Here is a 16,771-nt window from a genome sequence, read left to right on the forward strand (position 1 = left end):
CGGCCTTGCCATGCCTATTTTTTCTTGGCCGCCTCGTGCAATTCGCGCCAGTTCGCCACTTCGCGCCAGCTGAGGCGCCGGGCCGGCAGCGGCGCGCTGACGACCTTGAGCGCCGCCCCGCTGGCTGCGCCAGGCAAGCCCGGTTGCAGCACGGCCAGTTCCTTGCGCCCCTCGGCCCGCCCTGCCGCCGTCGGGGCGCCCACCGTGCTGCTCAGTTCGAGCGCCAGCGGCGGCGCGCGCGCCAAGCCATCGAACAAACGCCCCGTCTGCTCGCCCGCCTGCACGACACCGGCACCATCGGCGGCAAAACCGCTCAGCACATCGAGCACGTACAGGCGCGTGGCCGGCTTCGCGCAAGGGTCGCGCCCCGGCAAGACGGTGTTGAAGATCACCTTGCCGGTAGCCAATACGGGACTGCTGATGCTGCGCTCGCCCGTTTGTCCAGTATTGAGAAAATCGAGGTACCAGCCGCGCATGGCGTCGCTGCCCGTATAGCGCAGCTCGGCGCCGTCGACGCGCAGGCCGCCCGCCGCCTCGCCCAGGCTGCGCTGCTCCAGGTCGGCCCGGCTGCGCGTGGACGATGATTCCCGCAGATCGTCGTGCACGGCATAAAACGATTGCGACAGGAAGGCGGAAGGCCAGGTATCGGCCGCTTCGACCAGCTTGCCCGTGCCGAACAGCAGCACATAGCCGCCGCCGGGCGCGTAAGCCACGCTCAGTTGCTGCGTCACGGGCTGGCGCCGACCCTGCGCATCGCGCGCGACAAAGACGAGCTTGCGTCCCTGCCCCTCCTTCCACGGCGGCCCGCCAGCCATGTCGAGGCGCCAGATATTGCCCTGCAAATCGCCCGCATACATGTACGCCAGCGCGCCGTCGCTGCCCGGCACCACGGCGGGCGGACCCAGCGCCTGGGGCATGGCGTCCACATCCTCGTTCGCACCCGCATCAGCGTCATGGCCGCCGCCGCTGGTCACGGGCACCTTGAGGCGGAAGTAATTACTTCCCAACACCCATGGCGTGCCGGGCGCCTTGTCCAGCGCCAGCAGGAAGATGGCGGCGGCCGACGCGGGCGCCGTCGTGTCCTTGCCATCGTTCACATGGTTGTTGTAACCGCTGGCGACGATGGCGAAATCGCGGTAGGCCGGCGCGCCCTCCTTGCCGCCCATATTGATGCGGGCGAAGGCGGGCGGCGCGCGCACATTGCCCATCAGCCTGTCGTCGCGGTCCGTAAATTCCCACAGCGCCCCGTCTTGCCCGAAGCGGGCCGGGTCGGTGATGTCGAGCGCAAACACGCCCTGCGCCCCGCCGCCCATGCCCGACACCAGCACCGTCTTCCAATGTCCCAGCGCCAGCACTTCCGCCGTGGCCGCCGCGCCGTCAAGCAGCGGGCCGGAGCTGTAGTGAGTGCTTGCAGCGGCTGGCGCAAGGTGCAGCAGCGCTTGCGGCAGATAGGCAAACAATTCGCTGCCCGTGCGCGCATCGAAGGCATGCAACAAGCCGTCGCTGGCGCCCAGGTACAGCATTTTGCGCCGCTGCAGCAGCGCCTGGCGGTGCAAGCCATAGCCGGCGCCCGGCATGCCCAGCCCGGGCGCGCCCACGTACAGCAGATTGCCGTATGGCGCCGCGCCCAGGCTGCCTGACCTGCGCCGCAGGAAGCCGCCTGGCTGGCCCACCTCGTGCGTGCGCTGGCCCAGCAGGTACGCCAGGCGCGCCTCGCCCCGGCCATCGCCACTGTCGAATGCGCCGCGCTGCGCTGCGTCGAGGCGGTTCCAGGCCAGCGGCATCAGGCTGCCCTGGGCGTCGAGCGTGTAGACGGGACGCAAGGACGCAGGCGCGCCATCCGGCACGGGCTTGTCCTGTCCGCCGGCAATCCACCATAGCTTGCCGGGAAGCAGTGCGCCATCGGCCCCCACGGCAAACACGGTGCGCGACAAGGTCATGCCGCCATCGGCCAGGCGCAGCTGCGTCTGGAACCAGTATGCCTCTTCCGTGCCGGTGGCCAGCGCCATCAGGGCCGGTCCTGCGAGCGCCGCCGGCAAGGTGCCCTTATCGGCTGCCGCGAAGGCTGCGCGCAGTCCCGCGATCAGGGCGGCAGGATCGCTGCCGGGCAAGTAATGACCAGGCCAGCGGCCGTCCAGGCTCCATTCATCCAGCGCGCCGCCCGTCGCGCTCTTGAAGGGGTTGGCGTCGCCATTCGCATCGAGAAAGCCGCCATACTTGGACGCCAGCAGCAAGGGTGTAGAGGCGGGAGTGGCAGCAGATTCGCCGGCCGGGTCGCCCTGGCGCAAGTCGCCCGCATAGTGCTCGACCTTTGCGCCGCCGTCGTTCTTGCCGCCGGGACGCAGGGCCTGCACGTGCGACCAGTAGGCCAGGCCCGCCGCATGGTAGCTGGCGCCGCCCGCCCCGTCGGCCAGCAATTCCAGCGCCGCCAGCTCCGGCCGTGGTGCGGGATTGCCGGGCGTGCCGCCGCTTTCCAGGCTGCCCACCGCATGCGTCCAGGCCATCGCATCGAACGGCGGCGGCGCAAAACCGTCCGGCGCGCGGGCGCGGTCGCCGGATGCGGCGGGAGTGACCGGGACATTGCCGGGCACGTAACGGTCACCCGCCATGCCCGCATCGCCGAGGCTGACGACGATATGCCGCTGGCAACTGGCCGTTTGCGGGTCGCTCCATTGGGTCACGACCGGCAAGCCGTCGTCGATGGCAGGCGGAGCCGTCACAGGCGGCACCGGGGCGCTCGCTTGCCGTCCCTGCAGGTAGCGCAGCGATTCGTACAGCAATTCGGCCAGCGGCGCCGCCCTGGCGTACGCGCCAGGATGCCCCGCATTGCCGCGGCCCAGGCCATTGATGTAAGCGGTCACCCCGCCGCCAAGGCCCGCGCCCTGGGCCGCAGCTTCGGCCATATATACGCCGGTGGCGGGATGCCACTCGGCGCCGGCATTGTCTTGCGGCAAATAGTCGGGCGCCGTCCAGCGCTGCCTGCCCACGTGGGCCAGCGGCGCGCGCAGCACGCCGCCATACACGGGGCCGGCGCTGGCGGGCACGCCGTTCAAATGGCCAAACACGCCCACGCGCACCCTGCCGCCATGGCGCTGCACGGCGCCCACCGGCTTGTAGTTCTTGCCATACGCCAGGCACAAGTCGTCGCGCAGCGGTCCCTCATCAGCGTCGCACACGCGCACGCGCGCGAGGAACACCCCGTGCGTGGCAGCAAGGCCAGGCGCATCGCAAGTGCCGCCCGCAGACTGGCCAAGGCTGGCGTCGCCGAACAGCAGGCGGTTGCGGCAGGAAACGATGGCCAGTTGCGCCAACGCAAATGGCGTCGCCGCCGCCACGCCGGCCTGCAAGACCTTGCGCGGGAAAAAGACGGGGTGGGCAAAAAAGTCGATGGGGCTGCCAGCATCAGGTAAGTAGGCGCGCTGCAGCACCGTCTTGCGCACTTCGTCGATGACGCGGTCGCCGCCCGTCAGCGCGTAGCGGACGAGGTCGAGCATGCTGGTGCTGGCCCAGTTGAGAAAGTTGCCGCTGAAACTATCGCCGCCGCAACCGTGCAGCGCATCGGCCGGCTTCAGCACGGAGAAGTAAGCGGTCGCTATGCGCAAGTCCGGCAGCATGACGCCATCCTTGCTGCGATACGGATAGCTGTAGCACATGCGCGCATGAAAATACCCTGCATACTCGCGCTGCGGCGCATAGTCGCCGCCATGCGCGGCAGCGGCCGCCGCATGCGTGAAGGACAGGTTGAGCAACAGATTCGGCGGCACCCTGGCGCCGTGCAAGCCCGCGTCGGCCCGTGCCAGCGTCACCGGCGGGACGGCGGCGGCAAGGGCGCCGCCGCAACAGAGGCTGGCCAGACAGGCCAACAGCATCAGCCAGACGCAGCCGGCATGCCGCCGGGCAGACCGCAAAGCAGGCCACAAAGTGGACGGCAAAGTGGGCGGCAAGATGAACCACGACGCCTTCATGGCCCCGCTCCAGCCGCCTGCTTGCGGTAGTAGCTTTGCAGCACGACTTGCGTGCTTTCCTGCGCGCCAAAACCGATGGCCGTGATGCGGTACACATAGCTTTCCGTAGCCAGGCCGCCGGCCACTGTCGTGGCCTGCGCGCCGGGCGGGTGAAACGGCAGCAATTCGATCAGGTAGCGGGGTCGGCGCGACGGCAGGAATCCCTGCCCCGTCTGCATGACGGCGCCCGTAAACTGGCCGTATGGCACGGTGCGGCTGCTGGCTTCGGCGCCATCGAGGTCCGTACTCAGCCAGAGGGCCGGCGCCTCCGGGGCCGCGGGCAGGCACAGGCCCAGTGCGCCGCCCTCGCCGCAGCCGTCCGAGAACCCTGCCGCACTGCCTGGCGCGAAGAGGCTGCTGCGTCCCGGCGCGCCGGGCAAGCCTTCGATATCGTTCTGTGCATCCACCAGTGCCTCCTCCGCCGCCTGAAACGCGATCTGCCGGTCGCGCTCGCCGCGCGCCGCCTTTTCTCCCTGCAAGGCCATCTGCGCCGCCGATATGCCCAGCAACAAGATGATCACCAGCAGGCACAGCACATACACGAGGGTGGCGCCGCCGCATCGCGCACGAAGTGGGCGCCAAGGCACGCAACAGCGGACGCCCGCGCCAGCCATCGCGCCGCCCGCCTAGGCCGGCCCGTTGCGCAGCATGATGCTCGTCTGCACCATTTGCCGCAGCCGCGAACGCGTCGCGGCGGGCAAGGACGCGCGCGCGATGCGCACGCCCATGTCGCCGGCGCCATGCGCCTCGGCATACGCCTTGCCGAACAGGTCGAACTGCGCCAGCCCCAGTTCCGCCATCTTGTCGGCCTGTCCCGCCTCGCCATGCAGCAACAGCGCCACGCGCACGCTGGCCACGCGTTTCCAGTGCGTGCGCCGTTGAAAATCGCGCTGGCGCGCGGCCGCGTCCGCCCCCTCCAGCAGCAGCGCCGCATCGTAGGCGTCGAGCGTGCTGGCGTTGACATAGCGGTTCGCCACGCCGTCAGGCGGCGTATCCGTGTCGAGACCATACAGCACCTGGAAAGCATCGACGCCACGGATGACGGCGTCCGCGCCCCAGCCGTTCGCGCCGCGGTACTTGCAGCGCAGCTCGCCTTCGCCATCGGCGCCCTGCGCCACGTAGAAAATGCTCCAGCCCCGCTGCGCCTCCGTTTGCGCGGCGCCCACGCCGAAGCCGGCGCAATTGAGCACGGAACCGTCGCCGCCCTCTTCCTTGCCGGCGCCGTAATAGCGCAAGGCCAGCACGTCGCTGCCATGCAGGGCGCCGGGCAGCGCGCCGCTGATGCCGTCGCTGTTCTTGCCCAGGCTGCGCGCGTCGAGACCGGCGATATTCGCGCTGTCGTAATCCGCATGGGCGACGGGCGCGGCGCTGCTGTCCCAATTCACATACGCCGTCTGGCGCACGGCGCGGGCGATGGCGTCGAGCGCATAGCGGGCGTTGTCATCCAGGCGAGCGCTGGCGGACTGGTCGCCATAGCTGCCGCTGGCCGCCAGCAGCACGCTACTGGCGGCCAGCATCAACAGCGCACCCAGCGACAGGGCCACCAGCAATTCGACCAGGCTCATGCCACGATGCCCGCCGTTCATGCGCCGCCCCCGCCCAGCTGGAATGCCAGCCTGGGCAGCGACTCGCCTGCCGCATTCACGGCGGGCGAGCCATCGGGCAGCCGGCCGCGCCAGCCCAGCTTGATGACGATGGGCGCCCCCTTGCCGCCGCTGCACGCCCACTGCAAGCCCTGGGCGGCGGCATCCCACGCGGCAAGGTCGCGGCAGATGCGCAGGCGCGCGCCGGGCAAGGCCGCATGCAGCCCTTGCTTCCATTCGGCGATGTCGAATTGCGCCAGCTCGGCCGCGCTGCAGGCGGCAGCGCCAAGACAGTCCGGCGCGCCACCGCCAGCTTCGGCGCCGTCCGCCGCCGCGTAGGCCACATTCAGGTAGGGATTGCCCGCATCGGGGCCATTCATGAGCACGTTGTTCGCGCGCATGCGCTCGGCCATGCCGGCGGCCAGTTGCACGCCCGCCGACAGCAGCGCCGACTCGTGGCGCGCGCGCAGGGCGTTCAATTGCAGGATGCTGGCGCCCAACAGGCCCAGCGCCAACAGCAGCAGCGACACCAGCACTTCGACGAGGCTGCTGCCACCCGCAGGAAACATAGTGCGACCGCCCTTGCGCATGCGCTACTCCCTTCCGCAGAAAGAGCCGCAGGAACAGGCGGCCCAGCTACAAGATAGGCGCGCACAAAAACCCGCGTCTGCGCTAGCGCAAACAGGACGATGATAAGTCGAGAAGAACGGCGGTGGGATTGGTCAGACCGCTTGCCAGGCAAGCGCTGGCATGGTGAACACGGGGCGCTGGAGTGGCCCCGCTGCCGGCAAAGTGAATGTCCGGGTGAGCGTCAGGGCTTGCGCGCCTGGCCCACTTCGGCGATCGCGTCCTGGAACTCGGCCAGGTCTTCGAAATTCTTGTAGACGGAGGCAAAGCGGATGTAGGCGATCTTGTCCAGGCGCTTGAGTTCCTGCATGACGAGTTCGCCGATATAGCCGGATTCGACTTCGCGCAAGCCGCTGGTGAGCAGCTTTTCCTGGATGGACGCGATGGCCGTATCCACAGAGGCGGCCGCGACGGGACGCTTACGCAAGGCCAGCATCAAACTGCCGCGCAACTTATCCGCAGCGAACTCCGTCCGGCTGCCATTCTTTTTGACGACGGCCGGCATGATAAGTTCAATGCGTTCGTACGTGGTAAAACGCTTGTCGCATTTGCCGCAGCGGCGGCGGCGCCGAATGGCATCCCCTTCCTCCGATACGCGCGTATCGAGAACCTGGGTGTCGCCGTGCTGGCAAAATGGACATTTCATGGGCTGGCTACAACTTTATAGTAATAATTACGGGAAATCGCCGCCCTTGTACAAAGGGCGCCCGAATCACTCCGGGCGCCCTTGGGCACGACTGGAATGTGTCATACAGAATCTTACTCCGTATGACACATTCTGGACAAATAATTATGCTGCGTACACTGGGTGCGCGTCGGCCAGCACTTTCACGGCCGCTTTCACGCGCTCGATGGTGGCGGCGTCATGCGGATTGTCCAGCACGTCGGCGATCAGGTTACCCACTTCTTCCGCTTGCGCTTCCTTGAAACCGCGCGTCGTCATCGCCGGGCTGCCCAGGCGGATGCCCGAGGTGACGAACGGTTTTTGCGGGTCGTTCGGGATGCCGTTCTTGTTGCAGGTAATGTGCGCGGAACCGAGGATGGCTTCGGCTTCCTTGCCCGTCAGGTTCTTGGCGCGCAGGTCGACCAGCATGACGTGCGATTCGGTGCCGCCGGACACGATGCGAAGGCCGCGCTTGATCAGGGTTTTCGCCAGCACGTCGGCGTTCTTGATCACTTGCTTCTGGTATTCGACGAATTCAGGGCTCAGCGCTTCCTTGAAGGCGACGGCCTTGCCGGCGATCACGTGCATCAGCGGGCCGCCCTGGATACCAGGGAAGATGGCAGAGTTGATGGCTTTTTCGTGTTCGGCCTTCATCAGGATGATGCCGCCGCGCGGGCCGCGCAACGATTTGTGCGTGGTCGAGGTGACGAAGTCGGCGAACGGCACCGGGTTCGGGTACAGGCCGGCGGCGATCAAGCCCGCGTAGTGGGCCATGTCGACCATGAAGTAGGCGCCCACTTCCTTGGCGATCTTGCTGAAGCGTTCGAAGTCGATCTTTTTCGAGAATGCCGACGCGCCGGCGATGATCAGCTTTGGCTTGCGTTCGCGGGCCAGACGTTCCATTGCCTCGTAGTCGATGTCTTCTTCCGCCGTCAAGCCGTAGGAAACGACGTCAAACCATTTGCCGGACATGTTCAGCGGCATGCCGTGGGTCAAGTGACCGCCCTCGGCCAGCGACATACCCATGATCAGGTCGCCTGGTTTCAACATGGCGAAGAACACGCCCTGGTTCGCCTGCGAGCCGGAGTTCGGCTGCACGTTCGCGCATTCGGCGCCGAACAGCTGTTTCACGCGGTCGATGGCCAGTTGCTCGGCCACGTCGACGTATTCGCAGCCGCCGTAGTAGCGTTTGCCCGGGTAGCCTTCAGCGTACTTGTTCGTCAGCTGCGAGCCTTGCGCTTCCATTACGGCTGGCGACGTGTAGTTTTCCGACGCGATCAGTTCGATGTGGTCGTGCTGGCGCGTGTTCTCTTTTTGAATGACGGCGAACAATTCAGGATCGACGTTGGCGAGGTTGTGATCTTTTGCAAACATGTAAAAACTCCAAGTATGAGGGTGCTTGTACTGGCAGGTTGGATCGAATGAGGGGAGCCGGCGTTAAGTGAATAACAACATTGGACAGGCAGCCTCTTCGTGCTTTTCCATAGTGGCTACCCAGGCGAACGGCTGATGAAAAATCTCACGTTTCCCGGTGGGTGCCCACCTTTCGCCGGTTTGCCGACCGCCACTCATGGAGATCGCCCGACTTTTCGCCAGTCACGTGAGACGTAATGGAAGTCAAATTGTAAGTTAAGTACCCAAATTGAGCAAGGAATGCAACCGTGCGGCTATAATCGCCGCGCGCCATCGCAGCCCGGGCGCGGCCACGGGCCGCCCCGGGGATGGCTGCGGCTTTTAAGCTGGGCTTAAACCTGGCCATGGCATGTAAGCGTATGTTACGAAGCTTGCCATTGCACACGCCGGATTTACAATGCTGCGGTGCAACTTATATGCAGCTTTTGCATGGCTTTCCAGCAAGCGCCCACAGTCACAAGAAGAAAAATCGCGTAAAATGTTGCTCAATCTCACTACTGGCGCAATAAACATGCCTTCAGTCTTTACCTGGAACGTACGTGTCTACTATGAAGACACCGACGCCGGCGGCATCGTCTATTACGCGAACTACCTGAAATTCTTCGAGCGCGCGCGCACCGAATGGCTGCGCGCCATCGACGTGGGCCAGCAGGAATTGCTGGAACAGCATGACGCGATGTTCGTTGTCAAAAGCGTCAACGCCGACTATCATGCGCCAGCCAGGCTCGATGACACGGTAAGATTAACCTTAAGCATAGAAAAAATGGGGCGTGCCTCCATCGTTTTCCTGCAACAAGCCTGGTGCGGCGACCGCCTGCTCAACACGGCCCGCGTCAAGATCGGCTGCGTCGATTCGGCACTGCGCCCGCGCGCCGTGCCTGATGCAGTCGCGGCCCGCATGCGCGCCTCCTGAGCCCTACCCGCCACCCCCGGACAATTCACCCAACAGACTGCCAGCCAATGAACGTTACACAAGATCTTTCTTTCCTCGCGCTCATCTCCAATGCCCATTTGATCGTGCAACTGATCATGGCCCTGCTGCTGCTGATTTCCCTGACCAGCTGGACCTACATTTTCCGCAAGATGTTTGCCGTGCGCCAGGCGCGCAAGCAAACCATCGAATTCGAACGCAGCTTCTGGGCTGGCGGCAACCTGCATGCGCTGCACCAGAACGCCAGCGGCAACCGCGACCAGAGCGGCGCGCTGGCCCGCATCTTCGACGCCGGCATGGGCGAATTCATCAAGGGCAAGGCTTCCTACGGTTCGCGCGAAGCGCTGGACGTCGGCGCCGTGCTCGACGGCGCACGCCGCGCCATGCGCGCCGCCTTCCAGCGTGAAATGGACGTGCTCGAATCGCACCTGGCCTTCCTCGCGTCCGTCGGCTCCGTCTCGCCGTACATCGGCCTGCTCGGTACCGTCTGGGGCATCATGAACGCCTTCCGCGGCTTGGCCAACGTGCAGCAAGCCACCCTGGCCGCCGTCGCGCCCGGCATTGCCGAAGCGCTGATCGCCACCGCCATCGGCCTGTTCGCGGCCATTCCCGCCGTCGTCGCCTACAACCGTTTTTCGCATGACATCGACCGCCTGGCGATCCGCTTCGAGAGCTTCGTCGAGGAATTCTCCAACATCCTACAGCGCCAGTCGCGCTAAGAGGGAGCAAGTTTCATGGGTTCCTCCTTTAATAGTGGCGGCATGCGCGGTGGCCGTGGCCGCAAGTTCAAGTCCGAGATCAACGTCGTGCCGTATATCGACGTGATGCTGGTGCTGCTGATCATTTTCATGGTGATGCCGTCGTCGAACAATCCCAGCGTGGTGAACTTGCCCAACGCGGAAAAGTCGGCCAAACCGCCCGATGACTATATTCAGATCGTGCTGAAGCCGAATGGTTCGCTGTCGATCGGCGTCATCGGCAAGGAACAGCTGTCGCCGGAAACGGAACCGAACCGCGACGCCCTGCTGCGCAAGCTGCGCGGTTTGCACGAAAGCAATCCCGACTATCCCGTAATGATCGCGGGCGACAAGGAAAGCAAGTACGACGATGTGATCCAGCTCATTTCGGAAGCAAAAAAAATGGGCATTACCCGCGTCGGCCTGGCCACCAAGTAAGCGCAGCACCCTGTTTCCAGACTTGACCGTTTTTAGATAGACTAGACTTTGCAGACCAAACAAATCGACCATGTACTCGGCAAGCCCTACAGCGTGCCGCGCGAACGCAGCCGCTGGCCCTCGCTGGGCCTGGCGCTGGCGATGCACCTTGGCCTGCTGTTTTTCCTGTGGGTGGGCGTACACTGGCAAAATACGGAACCTGTCGCCGTCGAAGCGGAAGTATGGGACCTGAAAGTGCAGACGGCCGCGCCGCCGCCCGAAGTGGCGACGGAACCGGAACCGACACCGGCGCCGCCGCCGGAACCGCAAGTGGAACAGCCGGCCCCGCCGCCACCGCCGCCCGTGGCCGCGCCCGAGCCGAAGGTCGACCTGCGCGAGGCGGAGATCGCCCTCGAACGCAAGAAGGCCAAGCTGAAAGAAGAAAAAGAGAAAGCGGCAGCGGAAGAACGCCGCAAGCAGGAATTGAAGGAACGCGAAGAAGAAAAGCGCGAACTGGAAAAACAGAAGCAGAAAGAAAAAGACAAGGCTGAAAAGCTGGAAAAAGAAAAGGCCGACAAGCTGGAGAAAGCCAAGCAAGCGAAAGAGAAAGAAAAAGCGGCGGAAGAAAAAGCCGAGAAAGAACTGTCCGATAAAAAAGCGGCGGCCGAAAAAGCGGCCAAGGCGAAGAAAGCGGCTGCTGAAAAAGCGGCAGCCGACAAATTGCGTGCCGATGACATGAAGCGGATGATGGCGCAGGCAGGCAATGGCACAACAGGTACGGCCGCGAAAGCGACCGCGCCACGCAAGGACAGCGGCTATGTCGCTGCCCTGACGAGCAAGATCAAGAGCAATATCGCGTACAGCGGTAGCACGGACGTGCCGGGCAACCCGCGCGCCGTGTTCAAGATCGAGCAACTGCCAACTGGGGAAATTATTTCGGTCCGAAAGATTAAAAGTAGCGGCCTGCCGGCGTATGACAGCTCGGTGGAAAACGCCATTAATAAATCGTCGCCACTGCCGAAGAAAAAAGACGGCACCGTGGAACGCGAGATTGAACTCATATTCGAGATGAAGGATTTGCCTAAATGATGACCATGAAAAAAATGAGCTATGTCGTGCTCTGCGCCGGCCTGATGCTGGGAGCCTCCGGCGCCCAGGCGCAGCTGCGCGTGGAGATAACGGGGATCGGCAGCAACCAGATCCCGGTGGCTGTCGCCAGTTTCGTCAATGAATCGGCGGCGCCGCAGTCGCTGTCGGGCATTATCAAGGCCGACCTGGCGCGTAGCGGCGTGTTCAAGCTGATCGACGCCGATGCGCCCGTGTCGGAAACGGCGCCCGTCAGCTACGAGCAATGGAAGTCGCGCGGCGCCGACGCGCTGGCGGCCGGCACCGTGCAAAGCATGGCCGATGGCCGCCTGGACGTGCGCTACAAGCTGTTCGACACCATCAAGGGCGCGCAGATCTCCAGCATGAACAATGCGGCCGCGCCGCAATTCAACCGTTTGCTGGCGCACAAGATCGCCGACGATATCTATGAAAAGTTGACGGGCGTCAAAGGCGCGTTCGCCACGCGCATCGCCTACGTCACGCAATCGGGCCGCGAATACCGCCTGGAAGTGGCCGACGCCGATGGCGAAGGCATCCAGGTCGCCCTGCGCTCGAACGAGCCGATCATTTCACCGTCGTGGTCGCCGGACGGCACCAAGGTCGCGTATGTGTCGTTCGAAAAGAAAAAGCCCATCGTCTACGTGCAAAACCTGGTGACGCGCCAGCGCACCATCGTGTCGAATGAAAAAGGCAGCAACTCCGCGCCGAGCTGGAGCCCGGACGGCTCACGCCTGGCCGTGGCCCTGTCGCGCGACGGCCATACCCAGGTCTACACCGTCAATGCCGACGGCAGCGGCTTGCGCCGCGTCAGCACCAGCAGCGGCATCGATACGGAACCCCAATTCTCGGCCGATGGCCAAAGCATTTATTTCACCAGCGATCGCAGCGGCGGACCACAAATCTACCGCATGTCGACCAGCGGTGGCGAAGCCAAGCGCGTGACGTTTGGCGGCTCCTACAACATCAGCCCGCGGATTTCGTCCGACGGGAAGACACTCGCTTATATTTCCCGTCGCGACGGCAATTTCCAGCTCTACGCGCTCGACCTGGCTAGTGGCCAGGAACTGCGCCTGTCGGACACCGCCAACGACGAATCACCGAGCTTTTCGCCCAACGGGAAATATATCATGTACGCGACCGAATCCGGACGACGCAAGTCGCTGGCAGTGGTATCGGTGGATGGCCGCGTCAAACAGCGTTTGACTACGCAAGCTGGCAATATCAAGGAGCCCACCTGGGGTCCTTTTATGAAGTAAATGCTGTACAGTTTCACCTTTAACCATGACCCGGAGAATAAAAATGAGTAACTTTAAAAGTTTGGCTTTCATCGCCGCTACCGCAGCCCTGCTGTCCGCCTGCAGCACCCCAGTCAAAGTAGCAGAGACCCCAGTGGTTGAGCGCGCTCCTGAAAAAGTCGTCGCTCCAGTTGACACCCGTCAAGTTCAGCCAGTAACGACCGCATCGGTCGATCCACTGGACGATCCAAAAGGCGTGCTGGCCAACCGCAGCATCTACTTCGACTTCGACAAATACGTCGTGCGCGAAGCGGACACCCCAGTCGTGCAAAACCACGCTGGCTACCTGGTGAAAACGCCTAGCCGCAAGATCCTGATCCAAGGTAACACCGATGAACGCGGTGGCGCTGAGTACAACCTGGCCCTGGGCCAGAAACGTGCTGAAGCCGTGCGCAAGTCGATGGCAGCCCTGGGCGTGCCAGAAGGCCAAATGGAAGCCGTGTCGCTGGGCAAAGAAAAGCCTAAAGCTCAAGGCAGCAACGAAGCAGCATGGGCAGAAAACCGCCGCGCTGACATCGTTTATTGATGTTCAGGGGTGAGCGCGGCAGCATTGACGCTTACCTAACTGGCCAGTCATAGGCATAATAATGGGGCGCAGCGCGGTGATTCACCGCCCGGCGCCCCGTTTGCATGTTTGCGTAACTTTTGAAAGCCCGACTCATGATGACATTCTCGAAAGCCGGCGTCGCCGCCGCCTTGATGGCCGCGTTTGCCTACCTGCCCCTGCACGCCAACGCCGCCCTGTTCGATGACGACGAAGCACGCAAGGCCATCCTCGAGCTGCGCGCCAAGGTCGACGCCATGGCGCGCGACCTGAACAGCCGCATCGACGCCAAGGCGGACAAGACCAGCACCTTGAGCCTGCTCAACCAGCACGACCAGACCATGCAAGAGATCGCCCGCCTGCGCGGCCAGATCGAAGTACTGGGCAACGACCTGGCAAACACGCAAAAGCGCCAGAAGGATTTCTACACCGATATCGATGCGCGCCTGCGCAAGCTCGAACCGCGCCAGGTCACCATCGACGGCCAGGAAGCGGCCGTGGGCGTGTCCGAGCAAAGCGCATACGAATCCGCGTTCGGCCTGTTCAAGTCGGGCGACTACAAGGGCGCCGTGACGGCCCTGGACGGCTTCGTGAAACGCTATCCGGAATCGGCCTACGCGGCCAACGCGCAATACTGGCTGGGCAACGCCTATTACGCCCAGCGCGACTGCAAGAGCGCCATCACGGCCCAGCAGGCCGTGCTGAAACACTACCCGGACAGCCCGAAAGCGCCCGACGCCATGCTCAACATCGCCAGCTGCTACACGGAGCTGAAAGACAAGCCGAACGCGACCAAGACGCTGAACGCCCTGATCTCGCGCTACCCGGACTCCAGCGCGGCCCAGGCGGCCAAGGAACGGGGCGGCAAAAAGTAAAAGCGGGGAAAAAGTTGCCCGTTAGGTTTGACAGAATCCCGGGCACCCCCTATAATCTTTCTTCTTCGGGTCGTTAGCTCAGCTGGTAGAGCAGCGGACTTTTAATCCGTTGGTCGCAGGTTCGAATCCCGCACGGCCTACCACGAATACGCAGTACTGATCTGCTTGCGAGTTGTTATAGCAAGCATTTTTTTACGGCACAGTGTTACCGAAGTTGTTGTAAAAAGTTTTTGGGTCGTTAGCTCAGCTGGTAGAGCAGCGGACTTTTAATCCGTTGGTCGCAGGTTCGAATCCCGCACGGCCTACCAAATACTATGAAGAAGCCAACCGTTCGCGGTTGGCTTTTTTATTTTCTAGGCTTGCCTGGATCGCAGCCACTCCTTCAACGCATCATTCATGCGCGTTTGCCACCCATCTCCGGTGGCCTTGAAGGCTTCGAGGATGTCGGCATCGAAACGTATGGTCGTGCTGACCTTGCCGCCAGTGCCAACGGGTCTGCCGCGGCGGCGCACCGCTTCCTGCTGCGCCTCGGGACGGGAAACGGGCTTATCGCCCACTTGCCAGACACCCTGCTCGAAAAAACCGTCCGTCAATTCAGGCGCATCGTCCGGATCAGCCCAGGCTTTGCTTGTATTTGTCGATTTCGCGTTCATTTGCCTTCCTCATGCTGATGATCCTGCGCGCCCGGCCACGCGGCGTCCAGACCATTACAACCAGGCGCTCGTCGAGCCAACTTGCAGTGATGAAGCGGGGTTCGCCGTAGTCCTGGCGCTGGTCCGGCAGCGTAATGGTGAGGCCGTCAAACACTACACGCGCACGCGCAAAGTCGAGACCACGCTCCCTGAGCGTCTTTTCACGCTTGACAGCATCAAAAGTGATTCTCATTATTTATTGTAGTAACAAATAATAGAAACAGCCAGCCCTGTTTCGCGAACAAGGGCGCCATCACTGCTACATCACCACCCTTAACGCGACACCAGCGCCGGCCTCCCGGCCAGATGCGCCACCACGCTGCCCATCGCCCGCCCCAGCGGCACCTCCACCCAGCGGTAAAACGCGGCGCCGGCCGCCAGGCTGGCGCCCCAGGCCGTCAGCATGCCCAGCGCCTGCCACTCCGGCTCAAGCGGGACATAGCTGATAAACAGCGCATTGACCAGCAGGCTGACGGGAAAGTGGACGAGAAACACGGCATACGAGATACGTCCGAGGGTGTTGATGACGTTCCAGGCACCGCCCTGGGACGGCGTGCGGGCGCGGCCGAACAGGAACAGGGCGCAGGCGACGATCAGGGCCAGGGCGATGCGGCTGCGGTAGTCGACGGCCAGGGCCAGCAGGACGGGCACGGTTGCCATGGCCATGAGCGCGCTCATGGCCCCCGGCTTGCGGGCCGGATCGCTGGCCCACCAGGCCAGCATGCCGAGACCGTAGCTGCCGAAGAAATACGGCGCCCAATTGTCCCAGCCCGCGTCAAGATTGAAATACAGCAAGGAAAAGGTGATGCCCACGGTGACGGCCAGCGGCATCAGCCAATGCCCGCGCCGCTGGCCCGCCAGGCGGCCGCCCAGCCACAGCAGCGCTACCGTCAGAAAATACAGCTGGAAATCGATGGCCACGTACCAGGCGCCGGCCGACAGCGACTCATAGCCGAGCACGCCGTGCAGCAGCAAGGCATGGGCGCTCAGCTGGCCCAGGGTGACGGCGGCCGACATGGAGTCGTGCAGCATCCAGATGCCGGCCACGGGCGTGATGATGGCCGCGAGCAAGGTGGCTGCCAGGAAAGGCGGCGCCAGCTTGGCGTAGCGGCGCCAGATCGCCTGCAGCGGCGTGGCAATGCCGGGGCGGCCGGCGGGTGACAGGGATTTGGCGACGAGAAAGCCGCCGATGACGAGGAACACTTGCACGGCGATGCGCGCGCTGCCGCCCAGCCAGCCTAGCAGCTCGGGCCACAGGGGTTGCACGTAGTCGGACATGGGGCCGTAAAACGCCAGGTGATGCAACACGATCAACTGCGCCGCGCCTGCCTTCAAACCATTGATCCAGCCAAACTGCGGACGATGTGCCAGGTCCGCCTGTGATACCACTGCTGCTGCCGTCATTCCCATCCCTTGCCATGCCAGGCAGTGTCGCCAGCCCATCGCGCAACAGGCGCGCGGCTGAGGATTTACCGAAAGGCCGATATCATAGCCGAGGCTGGAAGATGGCGGGGCACGGCAGGCCGCTACGCGCCCTGCCCGCCCGCGTCCGGCGCCTCGGGCGCCAATGGCTGTTGCGCCAGGATGGCGTCCAGCAAGCCGGGGAAGCGGCTTTCGATATCGGCGCGGCGCAAGGTATTCATGTGTGTCGTGCCCGCGTTTTCCGTATAGACGAGGCCCGCTTCGCGCAAGACCTTGAAATGGTGGGAAACGGTCGATTTCGGCCGTCCGCCATCGAGGTCGCCGCAGGCGGCCGCGTCGACGCGGGCCAGGTGGCGCACGATGTCAAGGCGGATGGAATCGCTCAGGGCGTATAGCACGCGCTCGAGGACGAATTCGCTGGCGGGAGGATGTTTGTGTGGGCGCATGAGCAGAATCATAC

The 16,771-nt window shown here is 63.8% G+C and carries 17 protein-coding genes, 2 tRNA genes and 1 riboswitch; of the genes, 9 read left to right on the forward strand and 10 right to left on the reverse strand.

Annotated elements, in window-relative coordinates; translation table 11 throughout:
- Nucleotides 1-14: 14 nt before the first annotated feature.
- The 6 genes from OX460_RS16645 to glyA all read right to left on the reverse strand — a co-directional run bounded on the left by OX460_RS16645 (nt 15) and on the right by glyA (nt 8,252).
- Complete coding sequence (locus tag OX460_RS16645; protein ID WP_289899306.1) at nt 15-3,869, reverse strand: PilC/PilY family type IV pilus protein; 3,855 nt, start codon at nt 3,867-3,869, stop codon at nt 15-17.
- A 92-nt stretch (nt 3,870-3,961) separates the two neighbouring features.
- Entirely contained in the window at nt 3,962-4,591 is a 630-nt protein-coding gene (locus OX460_RS16650; RefSeq protein WP_289899307.1) for a PilX N-terminal domain-containing pilus assembly protein, read from the reverse strand.
- 39 nt (nt 4,592-4,630) lie between these two features.
- On the reverse strand, nt 4,631-5,590 hold the full coding sequence (locus tag OX460_RS16655; RefSeq protein ID WP_289899308.1) for a PilW family protein: 960 nt from the start codon (nt 5,588-5,590) through the stop codon (nt 4,631-4,633).
- A complete protein-coding gene (pilV, locus tag OX460_RS16660; protein ID WP_289899309.1) occupies nt 5,587-6,156 on the reverse strand; it encodes a type IV pilus modification protein PilV in 570 nt (189 codons plus the stop codon). The genes OX460_RS16655 and pilV overlap by 4 nt, the downstream gene beginning before the upstream one ends.
- A 242-nt stretch (nt 6,157-6,398) precedes the next feature.
- Complete coding sequence (gene nrdR / locus OX460_RS16665; RefSeq protein WP_077401309.1) at nt 6,399-6,860, reverse strand: transcriptional regulator NrdR; 462 nt, start codon at nt 6,858-6,860, stop codon at nt 6,399-6,401.
- A gap of 144 nt (nt 6,861-7,004) precedes the next feature.
- Complete coding sequence (gene glyA, locus OX460_RS16670; protein ID WP_034786580.1) at nt 7,005-8,252, reverse strand: serine hydroxymethyltransferase; 1,248 nt, start codon at nt 8,250-8,252, stop codon at nt 7,005-7,007.
- Between the two features lie 111 nt (nt 8,253-8,363).
- Nucleotides 8,364-8,488, reverse strand: a riboswitch (ZMP/ZTP riboswitch).
- A 314-nt stretch (nt 8,489-8,802) separates the two neighbouring features.
- Here glyA and ybgC point away from each other — a divergent pair.
- The 9 genes from ybgC (at nt 8,803) to OX460_RS16715 (ending at nt 14,505) form a co-directional block, all read left to right on the forward strand.
- The gene (ybgC, locus tag OX460_RS16675; protein WP_289899310.1) at nt 8,803-9,204 is read left to right on the forward strand and encodes a tol-pal system-associated acyl-CoA thioesterase; all 402 of its coding nucleotides are present in this window, start codon (nt 8,803-8,805) and stop codon (nt 9,202-9,204) included.
- Between the two features lie 47 nt (nt 9,205-9,251).
- A complete protein-coding gene (gene tolQ, locus OX460_RS16680; RefSeq protein ID WP_034759183.1) occupies nt 9,252-9,941 on the forward strand; it encodes a protein TolQ in 690 nt (229 codons plus the stop codon).
- A 15-nt stretch (nt 9,942-9,956) separates the two neighbouring features.
- On the forward strand, nt 9,957-10,397 hold the full coding sequence (locus OX460_RS16685) for an ExbD/TolR family protein (RefSeq protein WP_223278896.1): 441 nt from the start codon (nt 9,957-9,959) through the stop codon (nt 10,395-10,397).
- A gap of 48 nt (nt 10,398-10,445) precedes the next feature.
- A complete protein-coding gene (gene tolA, locus OX460_RS16690; protein WP_289899311.1) occupies nt 10,446-11,465 on the forward strand; it encodes a cell envelope integrity protein TolA in 1,020 nt (339 codons plus the stop codon).
- A complete protein-coding gene (gene tolB, locus OX460_RS16695; protein ID WP_099664973.1) occupies nt 11,462-12,739 on the forward strand; it encodes a Tol-Pal system beta propeller repeat protein TolB in 1,278 nt (425 codons plus the stop codon). Before tolA ends, tolB begins: the two co-directional genes overlap by 4 nt.
- Nucleotides 12,740-12,782: 43 nt before the next feature.
- A complete protein-coding gene (gene pal / locus OX460_RS16700) occupies nt 12,783-13,304 on the forward strand; it encodes a peptidoglycan-associated lipoprotein Pal (protein ID WP_034786578.1) in 522 nt (173 codons plus the stop codon).
- A gap of 134 nt (nt 13,305-13,438) precedes the next feature.
- On the forward strand, nt 13,439-14,197 hold the full coding sequence (gene ybgF, locus OX460_RS16705) for a tol-pal system protein YbgF (protein WP_099664974.1): 759 nt from the start codon (nt 13,439-13,441) through the stop codon (nt 14,195-14,197).
- A gap of 67 nt (nt 14,198-14,264) precedes the next feature.
- Nucleotides 14,265-14,340, forward strand: a tRNA-Lys gene (locus tag OX460_RS16710).
- A gap of 89 nt (nt 14,341-14,429) precedes the next feature.
- Nucleotides 14,430-14,505: transfer RNA gene (locus OX460_RS16715), tRNA-Lys, on the forward strand.
- A 45-nt stretch (nt 14,506-14,550) separates the two neighbouring features.
- On the opposite strand, the gene OX460_RS16720 is transcribed toward OX460_RS16715, so the two are convergent.
- From OX460_RS16720 to OX460_RS16735, 4 genes are all read right to left on the reverse strand, one after another.
- Nucleotides 14,551-14,850 (reverse strand): BrnA antitoxin family protein, encoded by a 300-nt coding sequence (locus tag OX460_RS16720; protein ID WP_289899312.1) that lies wholly within the window; start codon nt 14,848-14,850, stop codon nt 14,551-14,553.
- Nucleotides 14,810-15,082 (reverse strand): BrnT family toxin, encoded by a 273-nt coding sequence (locus OX460_RS16725; protein ID WP_289899313.1) that lies wholly within the window; start codon nt 15,080-15,082, stop codon nt 14,810-14,812. The genes OX460_RS16720 and OX460_RS16725 overlap by 41 nt, the downstream gene beginning before the upstream one ends.
- Before the next feature lie 80 nt (nt 15,083-15,162).
- On the reverse strand, nt 15,163-16,293 hold the full coding sequence (locus OX460_RS16730) for an acyltransferase (RefSeq protein ID WP_289899314.1): 1,131 nt from the start codon (nt 16,291-16,293) through the stop codon (nt 15,163-15,165).
- 122 nt (nt 16,294-16,415) lie between these two features.
- The gene (locus OX460_RS16735) at nt 16,416-16,757 is read right to left on the reverse strand and encodes a helix-turn-helix domain-containing protein (RefSeq protein ID WP_052140607.1); all 342 of its coding nucleotides are present in this window, start codon (nt 16,755-16,757) and stop codon (nt 16,416-16,418) included.
- Between the last annotated feature and the right edge of the window lie 14 nt (nt 16,758-16,771).

The sequence above is a fragment of the Janthinobacterium sp. SUN033 genome (assembly GCF_030397595.1).
GTDB classification, from domain to species: domain Bacteria; phylum Pseudomonadota; class Gammaproteobacteria; order Burkholderiales; family Burkholderiaceae_D; genus Janthinobacterium; species Janthinobacterium kumbetense.